Raw genomic sequence first — 16,347 nt, forward strand, 5'->3', positions numbered from 1 at the left:
GCCGTCGGAGACCTCTGTAATGCCCGATCAAGATGTACGCCTGCAACAGCTCCAGCCATGGCTCGCCGAGCAACTGTCGAAACTCTTTGTGGCCGGGGGCTGGGGCCCTGTACCCCCGTCTTCGCTGACCGCTGCTAGCAGCGATGCGAGCTTCCGCCGATATTTTCGCTGGGAAGGTGGTGGCCGCAGTTTTATCGTCATGGATGCACCGCCCCCGCAGGAAAACTGCAAACCGTTCGTGGATATCGCTGCCCTGCTGGCGACTTCCGGCATCAATGTGCCGCATATTTACGCCCAGGACCTGGAGCGCGGCTTCCTGCTGCTCAACGACCTGGGCAACCAGACCTACCTGGACGTGATCGATAGCGACAATGCCGACGCACTGTTCGAGGACGCCATCGATGCCTTGCTGGCCTACCAGCAGCTGCCCATGGACGCGCCGCTGCCCAGCTATGACGTGGCCTTGCTGCGCCGCGAGGTTGAGCTGTTCCCCGAATGGTACGTGGCGCGCGAGCTGGGCCTGCAGTTCAGCGCAACCCAGCAGCAACAGTGGCAACGCGCCAGCGCCCTGCTGATCGACAGCGCCCTGGCCCAGCCCAAGGTGCTGGTGCACCGTGACTTCATGCCCCGCAACCTGATGCGCAGCGAGCCCAACCCCGGCGTGCTGGACTTCCAGGATGCTGTGTATGGCCCGGTCACCTATGACATCACCTGCCTGTTCAAGGACGCCTTCCTCAGCTGGCCACTGGAGCGGGTCGACGCCTGGCTGCTGGGCTACTGGCAGCAGGCCCGCGCCGCAGGCATCCCGGTGCAGGAGCAGTTCGAAGACTTCCTGCGCGCCAGCGACCTGATGGGCGTGCAGCGCCACCTGAAAGTCATCGGTATCTTCGCGCGCATCTGCCACCGGGATGGCAAGCCCCGCTATGTGGCCGACGTGCCGCGCTTCTTTGCTTATATAGAAGCAGTGCTGGCCCGCCGGCCGGAGCTGGCCGAGCTGGGCGAACTGCTCGCCAGCCTGCGCGCGGCCGCGGAGGCGCGGGCATGAAGGCGATGATCCTGGCGGCGGGCAAGGGCGAGCGCCTGCGCCCGCTGACGCTGCATACCCCCAAGCCGCTGGTGTGCGCCGGTGGCGTGCCGTTGATCGAATACCACCTGCGCGCCCTGGCGGCGGCAGGGTTCACCGAGATCGTCATCAACCATGCCTGGCTGGGCCAGCAGATCGAGGATCACCTGGGCGATGGGTCGCAGTTCGGGCTCAGCATTGTCTACTCCTCCGAGGGCGAGCCGCTGGAGACCGGCGGCGGCATCTTCCAGGCCCTGCCGCTGCTGGGTGTGGAGCCGTTCCTGGTGGTCAACGGCGATATCTGGACCGACTACGACTTCAGCCGCCTGCGCCAGCCGCTGGCAGGCCTGGCGCACCTGGTGCTGGTGGATAACCCGGCGCACCACCCGGGCGGCGACTTCGCGCTGCAGGCCGGGGCGGTCAGCGACACGGCCGACGGCGCGCGCTTTACCTACAGCGGTATCGCCGTGCTGCACCCGGCGCTGTTCGCCGGCTGCTCGGCGGGAGCCTTCAAGCTGGCGCCGTTGCTGCGCCAGGCCATGGCCGGCGGTAAGGTCAGTGGCGAACGCTTCACCGGCCACTGGGTGGACGTCGGCACCCACGAGCGCCTGGCGGAAGTCGAAGCGCTAGTGCAAGGGCAGCGCTGAGATGCTCTGGCCAGGGACCGTGGTGGGCGCCGGCGCCGGCTTTGCCATTGCCAGCATCCCCGGGGCGCTGCTGGGCGCCTTGCTGGGGCAGGCGCTCGACCGGCGCTTGCAGTTGCACAGTTGGGGCGAGCTGTTCGACCGGCTGCGCGGCAAGCCGAAGCTGCGCGATGACCAGGTGCTGTTCGTGCTGCTGGGCCGCCTGGCCAAGTGCGATGGACGGGTGGTGCAGCAGCATATCCAGCAGGCGCGCCACGAAATGCGTCTGCTGGGGCTGAACGAGGCGCAGCAGCGGGTGGCCATTGCCGCGTTCAACCGTGGCAAGGGCGGGCGCGACCGGTTGCAGCATCACCTGCAGCGCCTGGGGCAGCAGCCCAATTCGGCGGAGGGCGTGCTGCGCGCCTGTTGGCGCATGGTGTGGGCAGATGGCAAGGCCAGCCGCAGCGAGCGCGAGCTGATCCTGCAATGGGGCAAGTGGCTGGGCTGGAGTTCAGTGCAGGTGCAGGGCCTGTCCGCCGATTACGAGCCGGCGCGCAAGCCGCTGGCCACCAGTGGCGGCAGCTATCAAGAGGCCATGCGCCTGCTGGGGGTAGGGGCGACCACTGAGCCGGCGCAGATCAAGCGGGCCTACCGCCGGCTGCTTAGCCGCCACCACCCGGACAAGCTGGCGGGCAGCGGGGCGACCCCGGCTCAGGTGCGTGAAGCGACCGAGCGTACCCGGGAATTGCAGAGCGCCTATGCCTTGATCCGCGAGCGTCGGGATTTTCGTTGAGCGCCCTGTGGGAGCGGGTTCTACCCGCGAAGGTTACACCGCGATATGTCTGACGGAACGCGGGGTTCTTTTCGCGGGCAGAGCCCGCTCCCACAACAGGCCCGCATCAATCCACAGGCTTGGGGCTGAGCCAGCCGCGCACGCGGCGGAACAGCTGTTCCTGCTCGGCGGCCTTGTCTGCTGGCAGGGCGTTCAGGGAAATCTGCGTGTAGCCGGTGTCCTTCAACCGCTTGCTGGTCTGCAGGCGCACGCGGGCGGCGTCCTGGGCGGTAGGGCTGTCGCCGTAGTAAATGTCCGCGGTCGGCACTTTCAGGCTGGGCGCCAGTTCCTGCAGGGTCTTGCTGGCATTGTTCGGCGTCATTGGCGCCACCATGACCAGGCGCTGGGCATGGGGCTGCGGGCGTTCCTTGAGGTAGCGGGCTGCCCAGTAGGCGCCGGTACCATGGCCGAGCAGCACCACGGTGCGCGACTTCTGCTGCTGGGCGAAGGTCACGGCGGCATCGATGCGCGCGAAGATGCGCTCGGCGTCGGCCTTGGCCAGCTCGTCAGGCGACTGCGGCGCAGCCTTGTCCGGTTCGGTGGCAGTGGCTTGTTCCACGGACGGGTTGGCCGGCGGCGTTGATTTACTGTCGGCTTCCTTGGGCGCGGGCGGCTTTTCCTCGACCCGTGGCTGCGGAGCGTCGGTGCTCAGGTCCGGCAGGCTGATGCTCAGGCTGCTCCAGTTGGCGTCCGGCAGTTTATTGCGGATGGGGGCCACGGCGTTGGGCCAGTCGGCGGTCTCGCCAGTGCCTGGCACTATCACCACGGCGCCGGCCGGGTTGCTGCTGTTGGCCGGCTTCCACAGGGCCAGGAAGCTGTCGCTGCCGGCTTGCAGTTGCTGCTGTTCGTCCTGGGGCAACTGGCGCTCCAGGGCCAGGGCGTCTTCCTGGCTGCGTTCCAGCAGCGGTTGACGCTCGACTTTCGGTTGCTCGGCGGCCTTCTCGGTGGCCGGTTTCTGCGCCGCATCGTCGGCCATCGCCGGCAGTGCCAGGGGCAACATCAGCGATAGGCAAAACGCTGGCAGCGTTGTGCGGTAGATTGAAGACATCGGATTTTCCACGCCAGGGTAGTGCTGGCAGCCTAATGGTATTTGTCCCGAACCGCCAAATGTAGCGTCGTTCATGGGTGATGAGAGTTGCGATGATTCGACTGTGCTGCGTGCTTATCGGCTGTTTGCTCATTCCCTTGATCGCCCGGGGTGCCCCCGTGACGCTGACGTCCGAGCAGCAGGCGTGGCTGGACCAGCACCGCGAACTGCGCGTGGGCGTGGTGCTGCAGGCACCGTTCGCCCAGTACGACCGGCGCCTGCAGCAACTGTCCGGGGTGAACGTGGAGGTGATCAACTGGCTGGCCAAGAGCCTGCAGTTGGAGCTGCACTGGCGCAACTTCCCCGACCAGGCCGCCCTGGAGCAGGCCCTGCGTGACGACGAGATCGACCTGGCTCCCGGCCTGACCCAGACCCCCGCGGGGCTGCGCCTCTGGCTGTTCTCCGACCCCTACATGCGCATCCCGCAACTGGTGGTGGGCGAGCGCACTGGCGCCGTGGCCGTGGACCTGGAAAAACTCGACAGCAAGGACCGCGTGGCGGTGCGCATGCCCAGCGCAGTGGCCGACTACCTGCGCAGCACCTACGCCAACCTCAACCTGCAGGGCGTGCCCATGGAGCGCCAGGCCTTGCAGCTGTTGGTCGGCCAGCAGGCGCGCTACGCGGTCATCGATGAGGCGCAGCTGGGACGGTTGTCGGGCGAAAGCGATTTTGCCGACCTGGTCGTGGTCGGCGACATCGGCTTGCCGCAACTACTGCGCATTGCCTCGCGGCGCGACTGGCCGCAGCTGGCCGCAGTGCTGCAGGCTGCGTTGCAGGCCATCCCCGGCAAGGACCTGGAACAACTGCATGGCCGCTGGTTGCAGCCGCGCTACCCAAGGCTCACCGAATCCCCAGGCTTCTGGCAGAACCTGAGCCTGCTGTTCGCGGTGCTGGGCCTTTCGGCGATCGCCATCGTGTTCTGGCAGCGGCGCCAGCAGCACTGGCTGGAGGGGCGCCTGATGGAAGCCCGGGATGAGCTGACCCGGCGCCAGGCGGGGGAGGAAGCGTTGCGCCTGACCCAGTTCTCCATCGACCAGAGCACCGTGGGCATCCTCTGGGTCAACTGGGACAGCCACGTGCGCTACGCCAACCGCGCCGCCGAGAGCATGCTGGGGTATGCGGCGGGCGGCGTGTTGAACCGCCCGCTGATCGATTTCGAGCCCAACCTGCACATGGACCGCTGGCTGAACCTGTGGAAGCGCGCCCGCGCCAGCGATGGCGAGCCGCTGAGTTTCGAGAGCCAGTGCCTGCGGGGCGACGGTAGTTGGCTGCCGGCGGACGTGTCCCTGAGCTTCCTGCGCTTTCATGATGCCGAGTACCTGGTGGTCTACCTCACCGATGTCACCGAGCGCCGCCGGGCCATGGCCGCCCTGCAGGAAAGCGAGGCGCGCCTGCAGGGCATTGCCGCCAACGTGCCGGGCCTGGTGTTCCGCCTGGAGCGCCTGCAGGCTGGCGGCCTGCTGGAGTTTGCCTACATCAGTGAGGGCAGCGAGAGCCTGGTGGGCTACTCGCCGGCGGCCCTGCGCCACCCGGACATGGGCCTGCGCAACCTAGTCCACCCCCAGGACCGCGCCAGCTACCACCGCACCCAGGACCAGGCGCTGGACACCGACAGCGACTGGTCGTGGCAGGGCCGTATCCTCACCCGCGAGGGGCTGGAGCGCTGGGCCGAGATCAAGGCCATCTCCCGGGGCCAGGGCGAGGGCCGGGTGTGGGACGGTATTGTCTGGGACATCAGCGAAAGCAAACGGGCCGAGCTGGCGCTGGCGCGTTCCCAGGACCAGCTGCGCGAATTGTCGGCGCACCTGGAGAGCGTGCGCGAGGAAGAGAAGGCGCGCATCGCCCGCGAGGTGCATGACGAACTGGGGCAGATGCTCACGGTGCTCAAGCTGGAGACCTCCATGTGCGAACTGGCCTACGCCAGCCTCGACCCGGGCCTGCAGGAGCGCCTCAACAGCATGAAGCGCCTGATTGCCCAGTTGTTCCAGCTGGTGCGCGACGTGGCCACCGCCTTGCGCCCGCCGATCCTGGATGCCGGCATCGGTTCGGCCATCGAATGGCAGGCCCGGCGCTTCGAGGCGCGCACGCAGATCCCTTGCCTGGTGCAGGTGCCCGAACAGGTGCCGGCCTTGTCCGACGGCAAGGCCGTGGGCCTGTTCCGCATCCTGCAGGAGGCGCTGACCAACGTCATGCGCCACGCGCAGGCACACACAGTCGACATTACCCTGGAAGTCGAAGAGGATTGGCTGGCGCTGAGCATCAGCGATGATGGCCGCGGCTTCGTGGTGGGCAACGGGCCCTCCACCTCGTTTGGCCTGGTGGGCATGCGCGAGCGTGTGCTGATGCTGGGTGGGGAATTGCAGTTGCACAGCGAACCAGGGCAGGGCACCACCCTGCGGGTTCGCGTACCGGTTCATGAGCGAGTGGCAGCGGGGGTAGGGCAGTGATTCGGGTACTGGTGGCGGAAGATCACACGATTGTGCGCGAGGGCATCAAGCAGTTGATCGGGCTGGCCCGGGATCTGGCAGTGGTGGGCGAGGCCAGCAACGGTGAGCAGTTGCTCGACACGCTGCGGCACACGCCTTGCGACGTGGTGTTGCTGGATATCTCCATGCCCGGGGTCAACGGCCTGGAAGCGATACCGCGTATCCGCGCGCTGAACAACCCGCCGGCGATCCTGGTGCTGTCCATGCACGACGAAGCGCAGATGGCAGCGCGGGCGCTGAAGGTGGGCGCCGCTGGCTATGCCACCAAGGACAGCGACCCCGCGTTGCTGCTGACCGCCATTCGTCGGGTGGCCAATGGCGGGCGTTACATCGACCCGGACCTGGCCGACCGCATGGTCTTCGAAGTGGGCCTCACCGACTCGCGGCCGCTGCACTCGCTGCTGTCGGAACGCGAATTCTCGGTGTTCGAGCGCCTGGCCCAGGGCGCCAACGTCAACGACATTGCCCAGCAGCTGGCGCTGAGCAGCAAGACCATCAGCACCCACAAGGCCCGGTTGATGCAGAAGCTCAACGTCAGCTCCCTGGCGGAGCTGGTGAAATACGCCATGGAGCACAAGTTGGTGTGATGCCACCCGGCCCCGCACCGCGGTGTTTGCTGACGCCGGCTGCGGCAGCTGCTACGGGGGATTTGTCTGTTCGCGACAAGGGCGAATGCCGGTTTCAGGGCATTGCTGGAAAAACATATCTATCCCCGCCAGCTGTGTAGGGCAATCCCTACAGCAAGCCTTCCATCGCCCTGAGGCGATTCTCTCCCAGCCCCCGATTTGCGCGGCCTGCAGCCTTCACTAGGCTTAATGCACGGCAGTCAAACACATAGGGCGTGGGGTATGAGCGAGGTGAATTCGAGCGATGTGCTGGTCAGCTTCCGTGGCGTGCAGAAAAGCTACGACGGTGAAGTGCTGATCGTCAAAGACCTCAACCTGGACATTCGCAAGGGCGAATTCCTGACCTTGCTCGGGCCCTCCGGGTCGGGCAAGACCACCAGCCTGATGATGCTGGCCGGCTTCGAGACACCCACCGCCGGCGAGATCCTGCTGGGCGGGCGCTCCATCAACAACGTGCCGCCGCACAAGCGCGATATCGGCATGGTGTTCCAGAACTACGCGCTGTTCCCGCACATGACCGTGGCCGAGAACCTGGCGTTCCCGCTGTCGGTGCGCGGCCTGAGCAAGACCGACATCGCCGAGCGGGTGAAGCGCGTGCTGGACATGGTGCAGCTGGGCAAGTTCGCCCAGCGCTACCCGGCGCAGCTGTCCGGCGGCCAGCAACAGCGCGTGGCCCTGGCCCGGGCGCTGGTGTTCGAGCCGCAGTTGGTGCTGATGGACGAACCGCTGGGCGCGCTGGACAAGCAGCTGCGCGAACACATGCAGATGGAGATCAAGCACCTGCACCAGCGCCTGGGCGTCACCGTGGTGTACGTCACCCACGACCAGGGCGAGGCGCTGACCATGTCCGACCGCGTGGCGGTGTTCCACCAGGGCGAGATCCAGCAGATCGCCCCGCCGCGCACGCTCTATGAAGAGCCCCGCAACACCTTCGTGGCCAACTTCATCGGCGAGAACAACCGCCTCAACGGCCGCCTGATCACCCAGGACGGCGACCGTTGCATCGTCGGCCTGGAGCGTGGCGAGAAGATCCACGCCCTGGCGGTGAACGTCGGCGAACCGGGCGACCCGGTAACCCTGTCGATTCGCCCGGAGCGGGTGTCCCTCAACGGCCACAGCGAGCAATGCAGCAACCGATTCTCTGGCCGGGTTGCCGAGTTCATCTACCTGGGCGACCACGTACGCGTGCGCCTGGAGGTGTGCGGCAAGTCGGATTTCTTCGTGAAGCAGCCAATCGCCGAGCTGGACCCGGCATTGGCGGTGGGCGATGTGGTACCGCTCGGCTGGCAGGTCGAGCACGCGCGTGCGCTGGATCCGTTGTCAGTCGACTAGAGGCGAGCCCAATCGCCCGAAGCAACACTAACCCTGTGGAGAGAACAACACATGCTCAAGCACTTGCAGTTCACCGCCCTGGCCCTGGGCCTGATGGGCGCGGGCCAGGCCATGGCGGCGGCCGACCTGACCGTGATTTCGTTCGGTGGCGCCAACAAGGCCGCCCAGGAGAAAGCCTTCTACCAGCCGTGGGAAAAGTCCGGGCAGGGCAAGATCGTCGCCGGTGAGTACAACGGCGAGATGGCCAAGGTCAAAGCCATGGTCGACACCAAGAGCGTGTCCTGGGACCTGGTGGAAGTGGAGTCGCCGGAGCTGGCCCGTGGCTGTGACGAAGGCATGTTCGAACAGCTCGACCCGGCGCTGTTCGGCAAGGAATCGGATTACGTGAAGGGCGCCATCCAGCCCTGCGGCGTGGGCTTCTTCGTGTGGTCCACAGTGCTGGCCTACAACGCCGACAAGCTCAAGACCGCGCCTACCAGCTGGGCCGATTTCTGGGACGTGAAGAAATTCCCGGGCAAGCGCGGCCTGCGCAAGGGCGCCAAGTACACCCTGGAATTCGCCCTGATGGCCGACGGCGTGGCGCCCAAGGATGTGTACAAGGTGCTGGGCACCAAGGAAGGCCAGGACCGCGCCTTCAAGAAACTCGACGAACTCAAGCCCAGCATCCAGTGGTGGGAAGCCGGCGCCCAGCCGCCGCAGTACCTGGCCTCCGGTGACGTGGTCATGAGTTCGGCCTACAACGGCCGCATCGCCGCGGTGCAGAAAGAGAGCAACTTGAAGGTGGTGTGGAACGGCGGCGTCTACGACTTCGACGCCTGGGCCATCCCCAAGGGCGCGAAGAACGCCGACGAGGCGCGCAAGTTCATCGCCTACACGGTCAAGCCCGAGCAGCAGAAGATCTACTCCGAGAACATCGCCTACGGCCCGGCCAACAGCCAGGCAGTGCCGCTGCTGGACAAGGGCATCCTGAAGGACATGCCCACCACCCCGGAGAACATCGCCAACCAGGTGCAGATCGACGTGGGCTTCTGGGCTGACAACGGTGAGCAACTGGAACAGCGCTTCAACGCCTGGGCTGCCAAGTAAGCCCAAGCAGGCGGCGCGCCACCGGTGGGTGGCGCGCCTTCAGTTCAAAGATTCGCGGAGTTGACCATGGCCCTTGCAGTGCCCCTCAAAGAGGTCGCCAGCCCTAACCTGAAACAGCGCCTGGCCCGGGCCGAACGCTTCAACCGTCTCAAGGCCCAGGCGCTGATAGCACCGTTGGTGCTGTTCCTGCTGCTGGTGTTCCTGGTGCCGATTGCGGTGCTGTTGTACAAGAGCGTCGGCAACCCGGAAGTGGTCGAGGGCCTGCCGCGTACCGTCGTGGCGGTGAAGGCCTGGGATGGCAAGAGCCTGCCCGACGAGGCGGTGTTCAAGGCCTTGAGCGATGACCTGGTGGACGCGCGCAAGAATCAGACCCTGGGCGACCTGTCCAAGCGCCTGAACATGGAACTGGCCGGCTACCGCAGCCTGCTGTCGAAAACCGCCCGGGCGTTGCCGTTCACCCCTGCGCCGGCTTCTTACAAGGATGCGCTGGAAAGTCTCGACGAGCGCTGGGGTGACCCTGCGTACTGGCAGGCCATCCGCCGCAACACCAGCAACGTCACCCCCTATTACCTGCTGGCGGCCGTCGACCACCGTATCGACGACCTCGGCGAAGTGGCCCCGGCCACCCCGGACCAGGCCATCTACCTGGATATTTTCGCTCGCACCTTCTGGATGGGCCTGGTGATCACCGTCATCTGCCTGCTGCTGGCGTACCCGCTGGCCTACCTGCTGGCCAACTTGCCGGCACGCCAGAGCAACTTGTTGATGATCATGGTGCTGCTGCCGTTCTGGACCTCGATCCTGGTACGCGTGGCGGCCTGGATCGTGTTGCTGCAGTCGGGTGGCCTGATCAACAGCGCGCTGATGGCCATGGGTGTCATCGATAAACCGCTGGAGTTGGTGTTCAACCGCACCGGTGTGTACATCTCCATGGTGCATATCTTGCTGCCGTTCATGATCCTGCCCATCTACAGCGTGATGAAGGGCATCTCGCCCACCTACATGCGGGCGGCGATCTCGCTGGGTTGCCATCCGTTCGCCAGCTTCTGGCGCGTGTATTTCCCGCAGACCTATGCAGGCGTGGGCGCTGGCTGCCTGCTGGTGTTCATCCTGGCCATCGGCTACTACATCACCCCGGCGCTGCTGGGCAGCCCCAACGACCAGATGGTCAGCTATTTCGTGGCCTTCTACACCAACACCAGCATCAACTGGGGCATGGCCACCGCGCTGGGCGGCCTGCTGTTGCTGGCCACCGTGTTGCTGTACCTGGTGTACAGCAAGCTGGTGGGCGCCAGCCGCCTGCGCCTGAGCTGAGGAGAATAGGAAAATGCTGAGCCCTTACATGTCCCCCGTGGAGCGGGTGTGGTTCTACAGCCTGCGTATTCTCTGCGGCTTGATCCTGCTGTTCCTGATTCTGCCGGTGCTGGTGATCATCCCGCTGTCGTTCAACGCCGGCAGCTTCCTGGTGTACCCGTTGCAGGGCTTTTCCCTGCACTGGTACCAGGACTTCTTCGCCTCGCCCGAATGGATGCGCGCCCTGCAGAACAGCATCATCGTCGCCCCGGCCGCCACCGTGCTGGCCATGGTCTTCGGCACCCTGGCGGCCATCGGCCTGACCCGTGGGGATTTCCCCGGCAAGTCGCTGGTGATGGCTCTGGTGATCTCGCCCATGGTGGTGCCGGTGGTGATCATCGGCGTTGCCAGCTACCTGTTCTTCGCGCCGCTGGGGCTGGGCAACAGCTTCACTTCGCTGATTCTGGTGCACGCGGTGCTGGGCGTGCCGTTTGTGATTATCACGGTGTCGGCGACCCTGCAGGGCTTCAACCACAACCTGGTGCGCGCCGCGGCCAGCCTGGGCGCCTCGCCGTTGACCGCGTTTCGCCGGGTGACCCTGCCGTTGATCGCCCCGGGGGTGATCAGCGGTGCGCTGTTCGCCTTCGCCACCTCGTTCGACGAAGTGGTGGTGACGCTGTTCCTGGCCGGCCCGGAACAGGCCACCTTGCCCCGGCAGATGTTCAGCGGCATCCGTGAGAACCTCAGCCCTACCATTGCCGCAGCGGCTACCTTGCTGATCGCCTTCTCCGTGGTGCTGTTGCTGACCCTGGAATGGCTGCGCGGCCGCAGCGAGAAACTGCGTACTGCCCAGGCCTGATCGATTGTCATCACGCCGGCCAATGATCCTTCGTTGGCCGGCTACCCCGGCTAGTCTGAATACAGCCCTTGTCTGGAAAAAAGGCCGTATTCATGACCCTCTCCGCTTTCAAGATCGCCAGCAAACTGCTCACCGGCGCTGCCGCCATCGAGCAACTGGATGGCGAACTGACCCGCCTGAACGTGCATAACCCGCTGATTGTCACCGATGCCATCCTGGTGGAGTCCGGCACTGTCGCCCTGGCGCTGGCGCAACTGGGCGGCCGCCGCCATGGCGTGTTCGACCGCGTGCGTCCGGAGCCGGAAATCGCCATCGTCGAGGACTGCATGCAGGCCTACCGCGAGGGCGGCCATGACGGCCTGATTGGCGTGGGCGGCGGCAGTGCCATCGACATCGCCAAGAGCGTGGCCGCCTATGCCGGCCACGACGGCCCGCTGGAGGCCTTGTTCGGCGTGGGCCTGGTGCCGCGCAAGGGGCCGCCGCTGATCGCCATTCCGACCACGGCCGGCACTGGCTCGGAAGTGACCAACGTGGCGATCCTGTCCGACAAGGCCGCGCACCTGAAGAAAGGCATCGTCAGCGATTACCTGCTGCCCGACGTGGCGCTGGTCAGCCCGCAGATGACCCTGACCTGCCCGCGCGGGGTTACCGCCGCCAGTGGCGTCGATGCGCTGGTGCATGCCATCGAGTCGTATATCTCGGTGAACGCCTCGCCCATCACCGATTCGCTGGCGCTGGGCGCCATCCGCCTGATCGTGCGCGCCCTGCCCAAGGCCTACGCCAACCCGGCCAACCTGCAGGCCCGCGAGGACATGGCCACCGCCAGCCTGATGGCCGGCATGGCGTTCGGCAACGCCGGGGTAGGGGCGGTGCATGCCCTGGCGTACCCCCTGGGCGGGCAGTTCAACATCGCCCATGGGGTAAGCAACGCGTTGTTGCTGCCCTATGTCATGGCCTGGAACAAACTCGCCTGCCTGGAACGGTTTCGGGATATTGCCGTGGCCATGGGGCTACAAGTGGCGCGCTTGTCCGACCAGGAAGCCGCCGACGCGGCGGTGCGGGCCATGGCCGAGCTGTGCGCGGCGGTGGAAATACCCAAGGGCTTGCGCAGCTTCGGCGTGCCCGAGGCAGCCATCCCCGACATGGCGCGGGAGGCCAGCGGCATCGACCGGCTGATGCGCAACAACCCGCGCAAGCTCAGCGCCAGGGATATCGAGCAGATCTACCGCAGCGCCTACTGACAACCCCCGTAGCAGCGGCCGCAGGCCGCGTCCAGGGCCCGGACGCAGCCTTCGGCAGCTGCTACGGGGTTGGTGGTCGACCTTGGCGCCCCCATCCCTACAAGCTGATGTACAATGCGCGCCACCGTGATTCCAGCCCAGAAAGGTGCGTCATGCAGCCCTTTGCAATTGCTCCGTCCATTCTCTCCGCAGATTTCGCCCGTCTGGGCGAGGAAGTCGACAATGTCCTGGCCGCTGGCGCCGACATCGTTCACTTCGATGTCATGGACAACCACTACGTGCCCAACCTGACCATCGGCCCGATGGTCTGCGCCGCGCTGCGCAAGTACGGCATCACCGCGCCCATCGACGCGCACCTGATGGTCAGCCCGGTCGACCGCATCATCGGCGACTTCGCCGAGGCCGGCGCCAGCTTCATCACCTTCCACCCCGAAGCCACCCTGCACGTCGATCGTTCCCTGCAACTGATCCACGACAGCGGCTGCAAGGCCGGCCTGGTGTTCAACCCGGCCACGCCGCTGGACGTGCTCAAGTACGTGATGGACAAGGTCGACATGGTCCTGCTGATGAGCGTGAACCCAGGCTTCGGCGGGCAGAAGTTCATTCCTGGCACCCTCGACAAGCTGCGCGAGGCGCGCGCCCTGATCGACGCCAGTGGCCGTGACATCCGCCTGGAAATCGACGGCGGCGTGAACGTCAACAACATCCGCGAGATCGCCGCCGCCGGCGCCGACACCTTCGTGGCCGGTTCGGCGATCTTCAACGCGCCGAACTACAAGGAAGTCATCGACAAGATGCGCGCCGAACTGGCCCTGGCACGCCCATGAGCGGCTTCGAGCAGCTGTTCCCGGGCAAGCTGCCACGCCTGGTGATGTTCGATCTGGACGGTACCCTGATCGATTCGGTCCCCGACCTGGCGGCTGCCCTGGACACCACGCTGCTCAAGCTCGGCCGCGCGCCGGCCGGCCTCGACGCCGCCCGCACCTACGTCGGCAACGGCGCCCGGGTGCTGGTGCGCCGTGGCCTGGCTGGCGGCATGGACCACGCCGCCATAGGCGAGGCCGACACCGACCAGGCGCTGGCGCTGTTCATGGACGCCTATGCCGGCAGCCACGCGCTGACCAAGGTCTACCCCGGCGTGCGCGAGAGCCTGAAATGGCTGCAGAAGCGCGGCGTGAAGATGGCGCTGATCACCAACAAGCCGGAACAGTTCGTCGCGCCGCTGCTCGACGAGCTGAAACTGGGGCGCTTCTTCAAGTGGATCATCGGCGGCGACACCTTGCCCCAGCAGAAGCCCGACCCAGCGGCGCTGCTGTTCGTGATGAAGATGGCCGGGGTGAAACCTGCCGATGCCCTGTTCGTCGGTGATTCGCGCAGCGACGTGCTGGCAGCCAAGGCCGCGGGCGTGGCCTGCGTGGCCCTGAGCTATGGCTACAACCACGGCAGGCCCATCGCCGAAGAGTCCCCGGCAATGGTTGTTGACAACCTGCGGGGCCTGATCAGTTGCTTAGATCCCACAGCTGAGATAACGTTGGGGGATATCACACCTACCCCTCGCAGAGATTCCATCGTGGTGGTCACTCGCAAACTCTGGATGAAAGTCATCAAGGCCCTGGCCCGTTGGCGTTGGCGCGCCTGACTTTTACCTGGCCGGCCCTGCCGGCGCGTTTGCATACCTGACCGTTTTGTCCCTCATGCCACGAGGCTGATCATGATCCGCGAAGAATTCCTGCGCTTGGCCGCTGCCGGCTACAACCGCATTCCGCTTGCCCGCGAAACCCTGGCTGACTTCGACACCCCGCTGTCGATCTACCTGAAACTGGCCGATGCGCCCAACTCCTACCTGCTGGAGTCGGTGCAGGGCGGCGAGAAATGGGGCCGCTATTCCATCATCGGCCTGCCGTGCCGCACCGTGCTGCGGGTGCATGACCATCAGGTGATCATTACCCGCGACGGCATCGAAGTGGAGCGCCACGACCATGTCGAGGACCCGCTGGATTTCGTCGAGGTCTTCAAGGCCCGCTACAACGTGCCAACCATCCCCGGCCTGCCGCGCTTCAACGGCGGCCTGGTGGGTTACTTCGGCTACGACTGCGTGCGCTACGTCGAGAAGCGCCTGGGCAAGTGCCCCAACCCCGATCCGATCGGCGTGCCTGACATCCTGCTGATGGTCTCCGACGCCGTGGTGGTGTTCGACAACCTGGCCGGCAAGATGCACGCCATCGTGCTGGCCGACCCGGCCCAGGCCGAGGCCTACGAGCAAGGCCAGGCGCAGTTGGATGAGCTGATGGAAAAACTGCGCCAGCCGATCACCCCGCGTCGTGGGCTGGAGCTGGATCGTCCGCCTGCCGCGGATCCGGTGTTCCGCTCAAGCTTCACCCAAGGTGACTACGAGCGCGCCGTCGACACCATCAAGGAATACATCCTCGCCGGCGACTGCATGCAGGTAGTGCCGTCCCAGCGCATGTCCATCGACTTCAAGGCCGCGCCCATCGACCTGTACCGGGCACTGCGTTGCTTCAACCCCACGCCCTACATGTACTTCTTCAACTTTGGCGACTTCCACGTGGTGGGCAGTTCGCCGGAAGTGCTGGTGCGGGTGGAAGACAACGAGATCACCGTGCGCCCGATCGCGGGTACCCGTCCGCGCGGCGCCACTGCCGAGGCTGACCTGGCACTGGAGAAGGACCTGCTCAGCGACGACAAGGAACTGGCCGAGCACTTGATGCTGATCGACCTGGGCCGCAACGACACGGGCAGGGTCTCGGAAATCGGCTCGGTGAAACTGACCGAGAAGATGGTCATCGAGCGCTATTCCAACGTCATGCACATTGTCTCCAACGTCACCGGGCAGCTGAAGAGCGGCCTCACTGCGATGGACGCGCTGCGCGCGATTCTTCCGGCGGGCACCCTGTCCGGTGCGCCGAAAATCCGTGCCATGGAAATCATCGACGAGTTGGAACCGGTCAAGCGCGGCGTCTACGGCGGCGCGGTTGGCTACTTTGCCTGGAACGGCAACATGGACACCGCCATTGCGATCCGTACCGCAGTGATCAAGAACGGTGAACTGCATGTGCAGGCCGGGGGCGGTATCGTCGCCGACTCGGTGCCGGCCCTGGAGTGGGAGGAAACCCTGAACAAGCGCCGCGCGATGTTCCGCGCTGTAGCGCTGGCCGAACAAACCTCCCCGAAAGACGCCTGAGGAAGCAGACCATGTTGCTGATGATCGACAATTACGACTCTTTTACCTACAACGTCGTGCAGTACCTGGGCGAGCTGGGCGCGGACGTGAAAGTGGTGCGCAACGATGAGGTGACCATCGCCGACATCGAGGCCATGAACCCCGAGCGCATCGTCGTCTCCCCGGGGCCGTGCACGCCGAGCGAGGCGGGCATCTCCATCGAGGCCATCCTGCACTTTGCTGGCAAGCTGCCGATCCTGGGCGTGTGCCTGGGCCACCAGTCCATCGGCCAGGCCTTTGGCGGTGACGTGGTGCGCGCCCGCGTTGCCATGCACGGCAAGACCAGCCCGCTGGTGCACGAAGACAAGGGCGTGTTCGAAGGCCTGAACCACCCGCTGACCGTGACCCGCTACCACTCGCTGGTAGTGAAGCGCGAAACCCTGCCCGACTGCCTGGAACTGACCGCCTGGACCGCCAACGCCGATGGCTCCGTGGACGAGATCATGGGCCTGCGCCACAAGACGCTGAACGTCGAGGGCGTGCAGTTCCACCCCGAGTCGATTCTTTCCGAGCAGGGCCACGAGCTGTTCGCCAACTTTCTCAAGCAGACCGGCGGCAGCCGTCAGGGCTAAGGAACC

The 16,347-nt window shown here is 65.6% G+C and carries 15 protein-coding genes; 14 read left to right on the forward strand and 1 reads right to left on the reverse strand.

What is annotated here, in order from left to right; genetic code table 11:
- Positions 1-19 precede the first annotated feature (19 nt).
- From ACWKWX_RS04520 to ACWKWX_RS04530, 3 genes are read left to right on the forward strand one after another with little or no spacing between them, the layout of a single operon-like run.
- On the forward strand, positions 20-1,045 hold the full coding sequence (locus tag ACWKWX_RS04520) for an aminoglycoside phosphotransferase family protein (RefSeq protein WP_473004669.1): 1,026 nt from the start codon (positions 20-22) through the stop codon (positions 1,043-1,045).
- Complete coding sequence (gene murU, locus ACWKWX_RS04525) at positions 1,042-1,710, forward strand: N-acetylmuramate alpha-1-phosphate uridylyltransferase MurU (protein ID WP_416427160.1); 669 nt, start codon at positions 1,042-1,044, stop codon at positions 1,708-1,710. The genes ACWKWX_RS04520 and murU overlap by 4 nt, the downstream gene beginning before the upstream one ends.
- 1 nt (position 1,711) lies before the next feature.
- Positions 1,712-2,479, forward strand: a complete 768-nt coding sequence (locus ACWKWX_RS04530; RefSeq protein ID WP_416427159.1) for a TerB family tellurite resistance protein — start codon at positions 1,712-1,714, stop codon at positions 2,477-2,479.
- A gap of 106 nt (positions 2,480-2,585) precedes the next feature.
- Here ACWKWX_RS04530 and ACWKWX_RS04535 read toward each other — a convergent pair whose 3' ends face one another.
- The gene (locus tag ACWKWX_RS04535; protein WP_416427158.1) at positions 2,586-3,566 is read right to left on the reverse strand and encodes an alpha/beta hydrolase family protein; all 981 of its coding nucleotides are present in this window, start codon (positions 3,564-3,566) and stop codon (positions 2,586-2,588) included.
- A 92-nt stretch (positions 3,567-3,658) separates the two neighbouring features.
- Here ACWKWX_RS04535 and ACWKWX_RS04540 point away from each other — a divergent pair, with 92 nt between their 5' ends.
- The 11 genes from ACWKWX_RS04540 (at position 3,659) to ACWKWX_RS04590 (ending at position 16,341) form a co-directional block, all read left to right on the forward strand.
- On the forward strand, positions 3,659-6,052 hold the full coding sequence (locus ACWKWX_RS04540) for a PAS domain-containing sensor histidine kinase (RefSeq protein ID WP_483827104.1): 2,394 nt from the start codon (positions 3,659-3,661) through the stop codon (positions 6,050-6,052).
- Positions 6,049-6,678, forward strand: a complete 630-nt coding sequence (locus tag ACWKWX_RS04545; RefSeq protein ID WP_416427156.1) for a response regulator — start codon at positions 6,049-6,051, stop codon at positions 6,676-6,678. The genes ACWKWX_RS04540 and ACWKWX_RS04545 overlap by 4 nt, the downstream gene beginning before the upstream one ends.
- A gap of 261 nt (positions 6,679-6,939) precedes the next feature.
- Positions 6,940-8,049, forward strand: coding sequence for an ABC transporter ATP-binding protein (locus tag ACWKWX_RS04550; protein ID WP_483827105.1), 1,110 nt, complete (start codon positions 6,940-6,942; stop codon positions 8,047-8,049).
- 51 nt (positions 8,050-8,100) lie between these two features.
- Positions 8,101-9,135 carry an ABC transporter substrate-binding protein gene (locus tag ACWKWX_RS04555; protein WP_416427154.1) on the forward strand — a complete coding sequence of 345 codons (1,035 nt, stop codon included), beginning with the start codon at positions 8,101-8,103 and terminating at the stop codon, positions 9,133-9,135.
- Positions 9,136-9,201: 66 nt separating this feature from the next.
- The gene (locus ACWKWX_RS04560; RefSeq protein WP_476301379.1) at positions 9,202-10,449 is read left to right on the forward strand and encodes an ABC transporter permease; all 1,248 of its coding nucleotides are present in this window, start codon (positions 9,202-9,204) and stop codon (positions 10,447-10,449) included.
- 13 nt (positions 10,450-10,462) lie between these two features.
- A complete protein-coding gene (locus ACWKWX_RS04565) occupies positions 10,463-11,287 on the forward strand; it encodes an ABC transporter permease (RefSeq protein WP_416427152.1) in 825 nt (274 codons plus the stop codon).
- Between the two features lie 92 nt (positions 11,288-11,379).
- Positions 11,380-12,528 carry an iron-containing alcohol dehydrogenase gene (locus tag ACWKWX_RS04570; protein WP_483827106.1) on the forward strand — a complete coding sequence of 383 codons (1,149 nt, stop codon included), beginning with the start codon at positions 11,380-11,382 and terminating at the stop codon, positions 12,526-12,528.
- Positions 12,529-12,680: 152 nt separating this feature from the next.
- Complete coding sequence (rpe, locus tag ACWKWX_RS04575) at positions 12,681-13,355, forward strand: ribulose-phosphate 3-epimerase (protein WP_416427150.1); 675 nt, start codon at positions 12,681-12,683, stop codon at positions 13,353-13,355.
- A complete protein-coding gene (locus ACWKWX_RS04580; RefSeq protein ID WP_416427149.1) occupies positions 13,352-14,167 on the forward strand; it encodes a phosphoglycolate phosphatase in 816 nt (271 codons plus the stop codon). The genes rpe and ACWKWX_RS04580 overlap by 4 nt, the downstream gene beginning before the upstream one ends.
- Before the next feature lie 72 nt (positions 14,168-14,239).
- On the forward strand, positions 14,240-15,730 hold the full coding sequence (trpE, locus tag ACWKWX_RS04585; protein ID WP_416427148.1) for an anthranilate synthase component I: 1,491 nt from the start codon (positions 14,240-14,242) through the stop codon (positions 15,728-15,730).
- Between the two features lie 11 nt (positions 15,731-15,741).
- Positions 15,742-16,341, forward strand: a complete 600-nt coding sequence (locus ACWKWX_RS04590; RefSeq protein ID WP_416427147.1) for an aminodeoxychorismate/anthranilate synthase component II — start codon at positions 15,742-15,744, stop codon at positions 16,339-16,341.
- Positions 16,342-16,347 lie beyond the last annotated feature (6 nt).

It is taken from the genome of Pseudomonas imperatae (assembly GCF_057128625.1).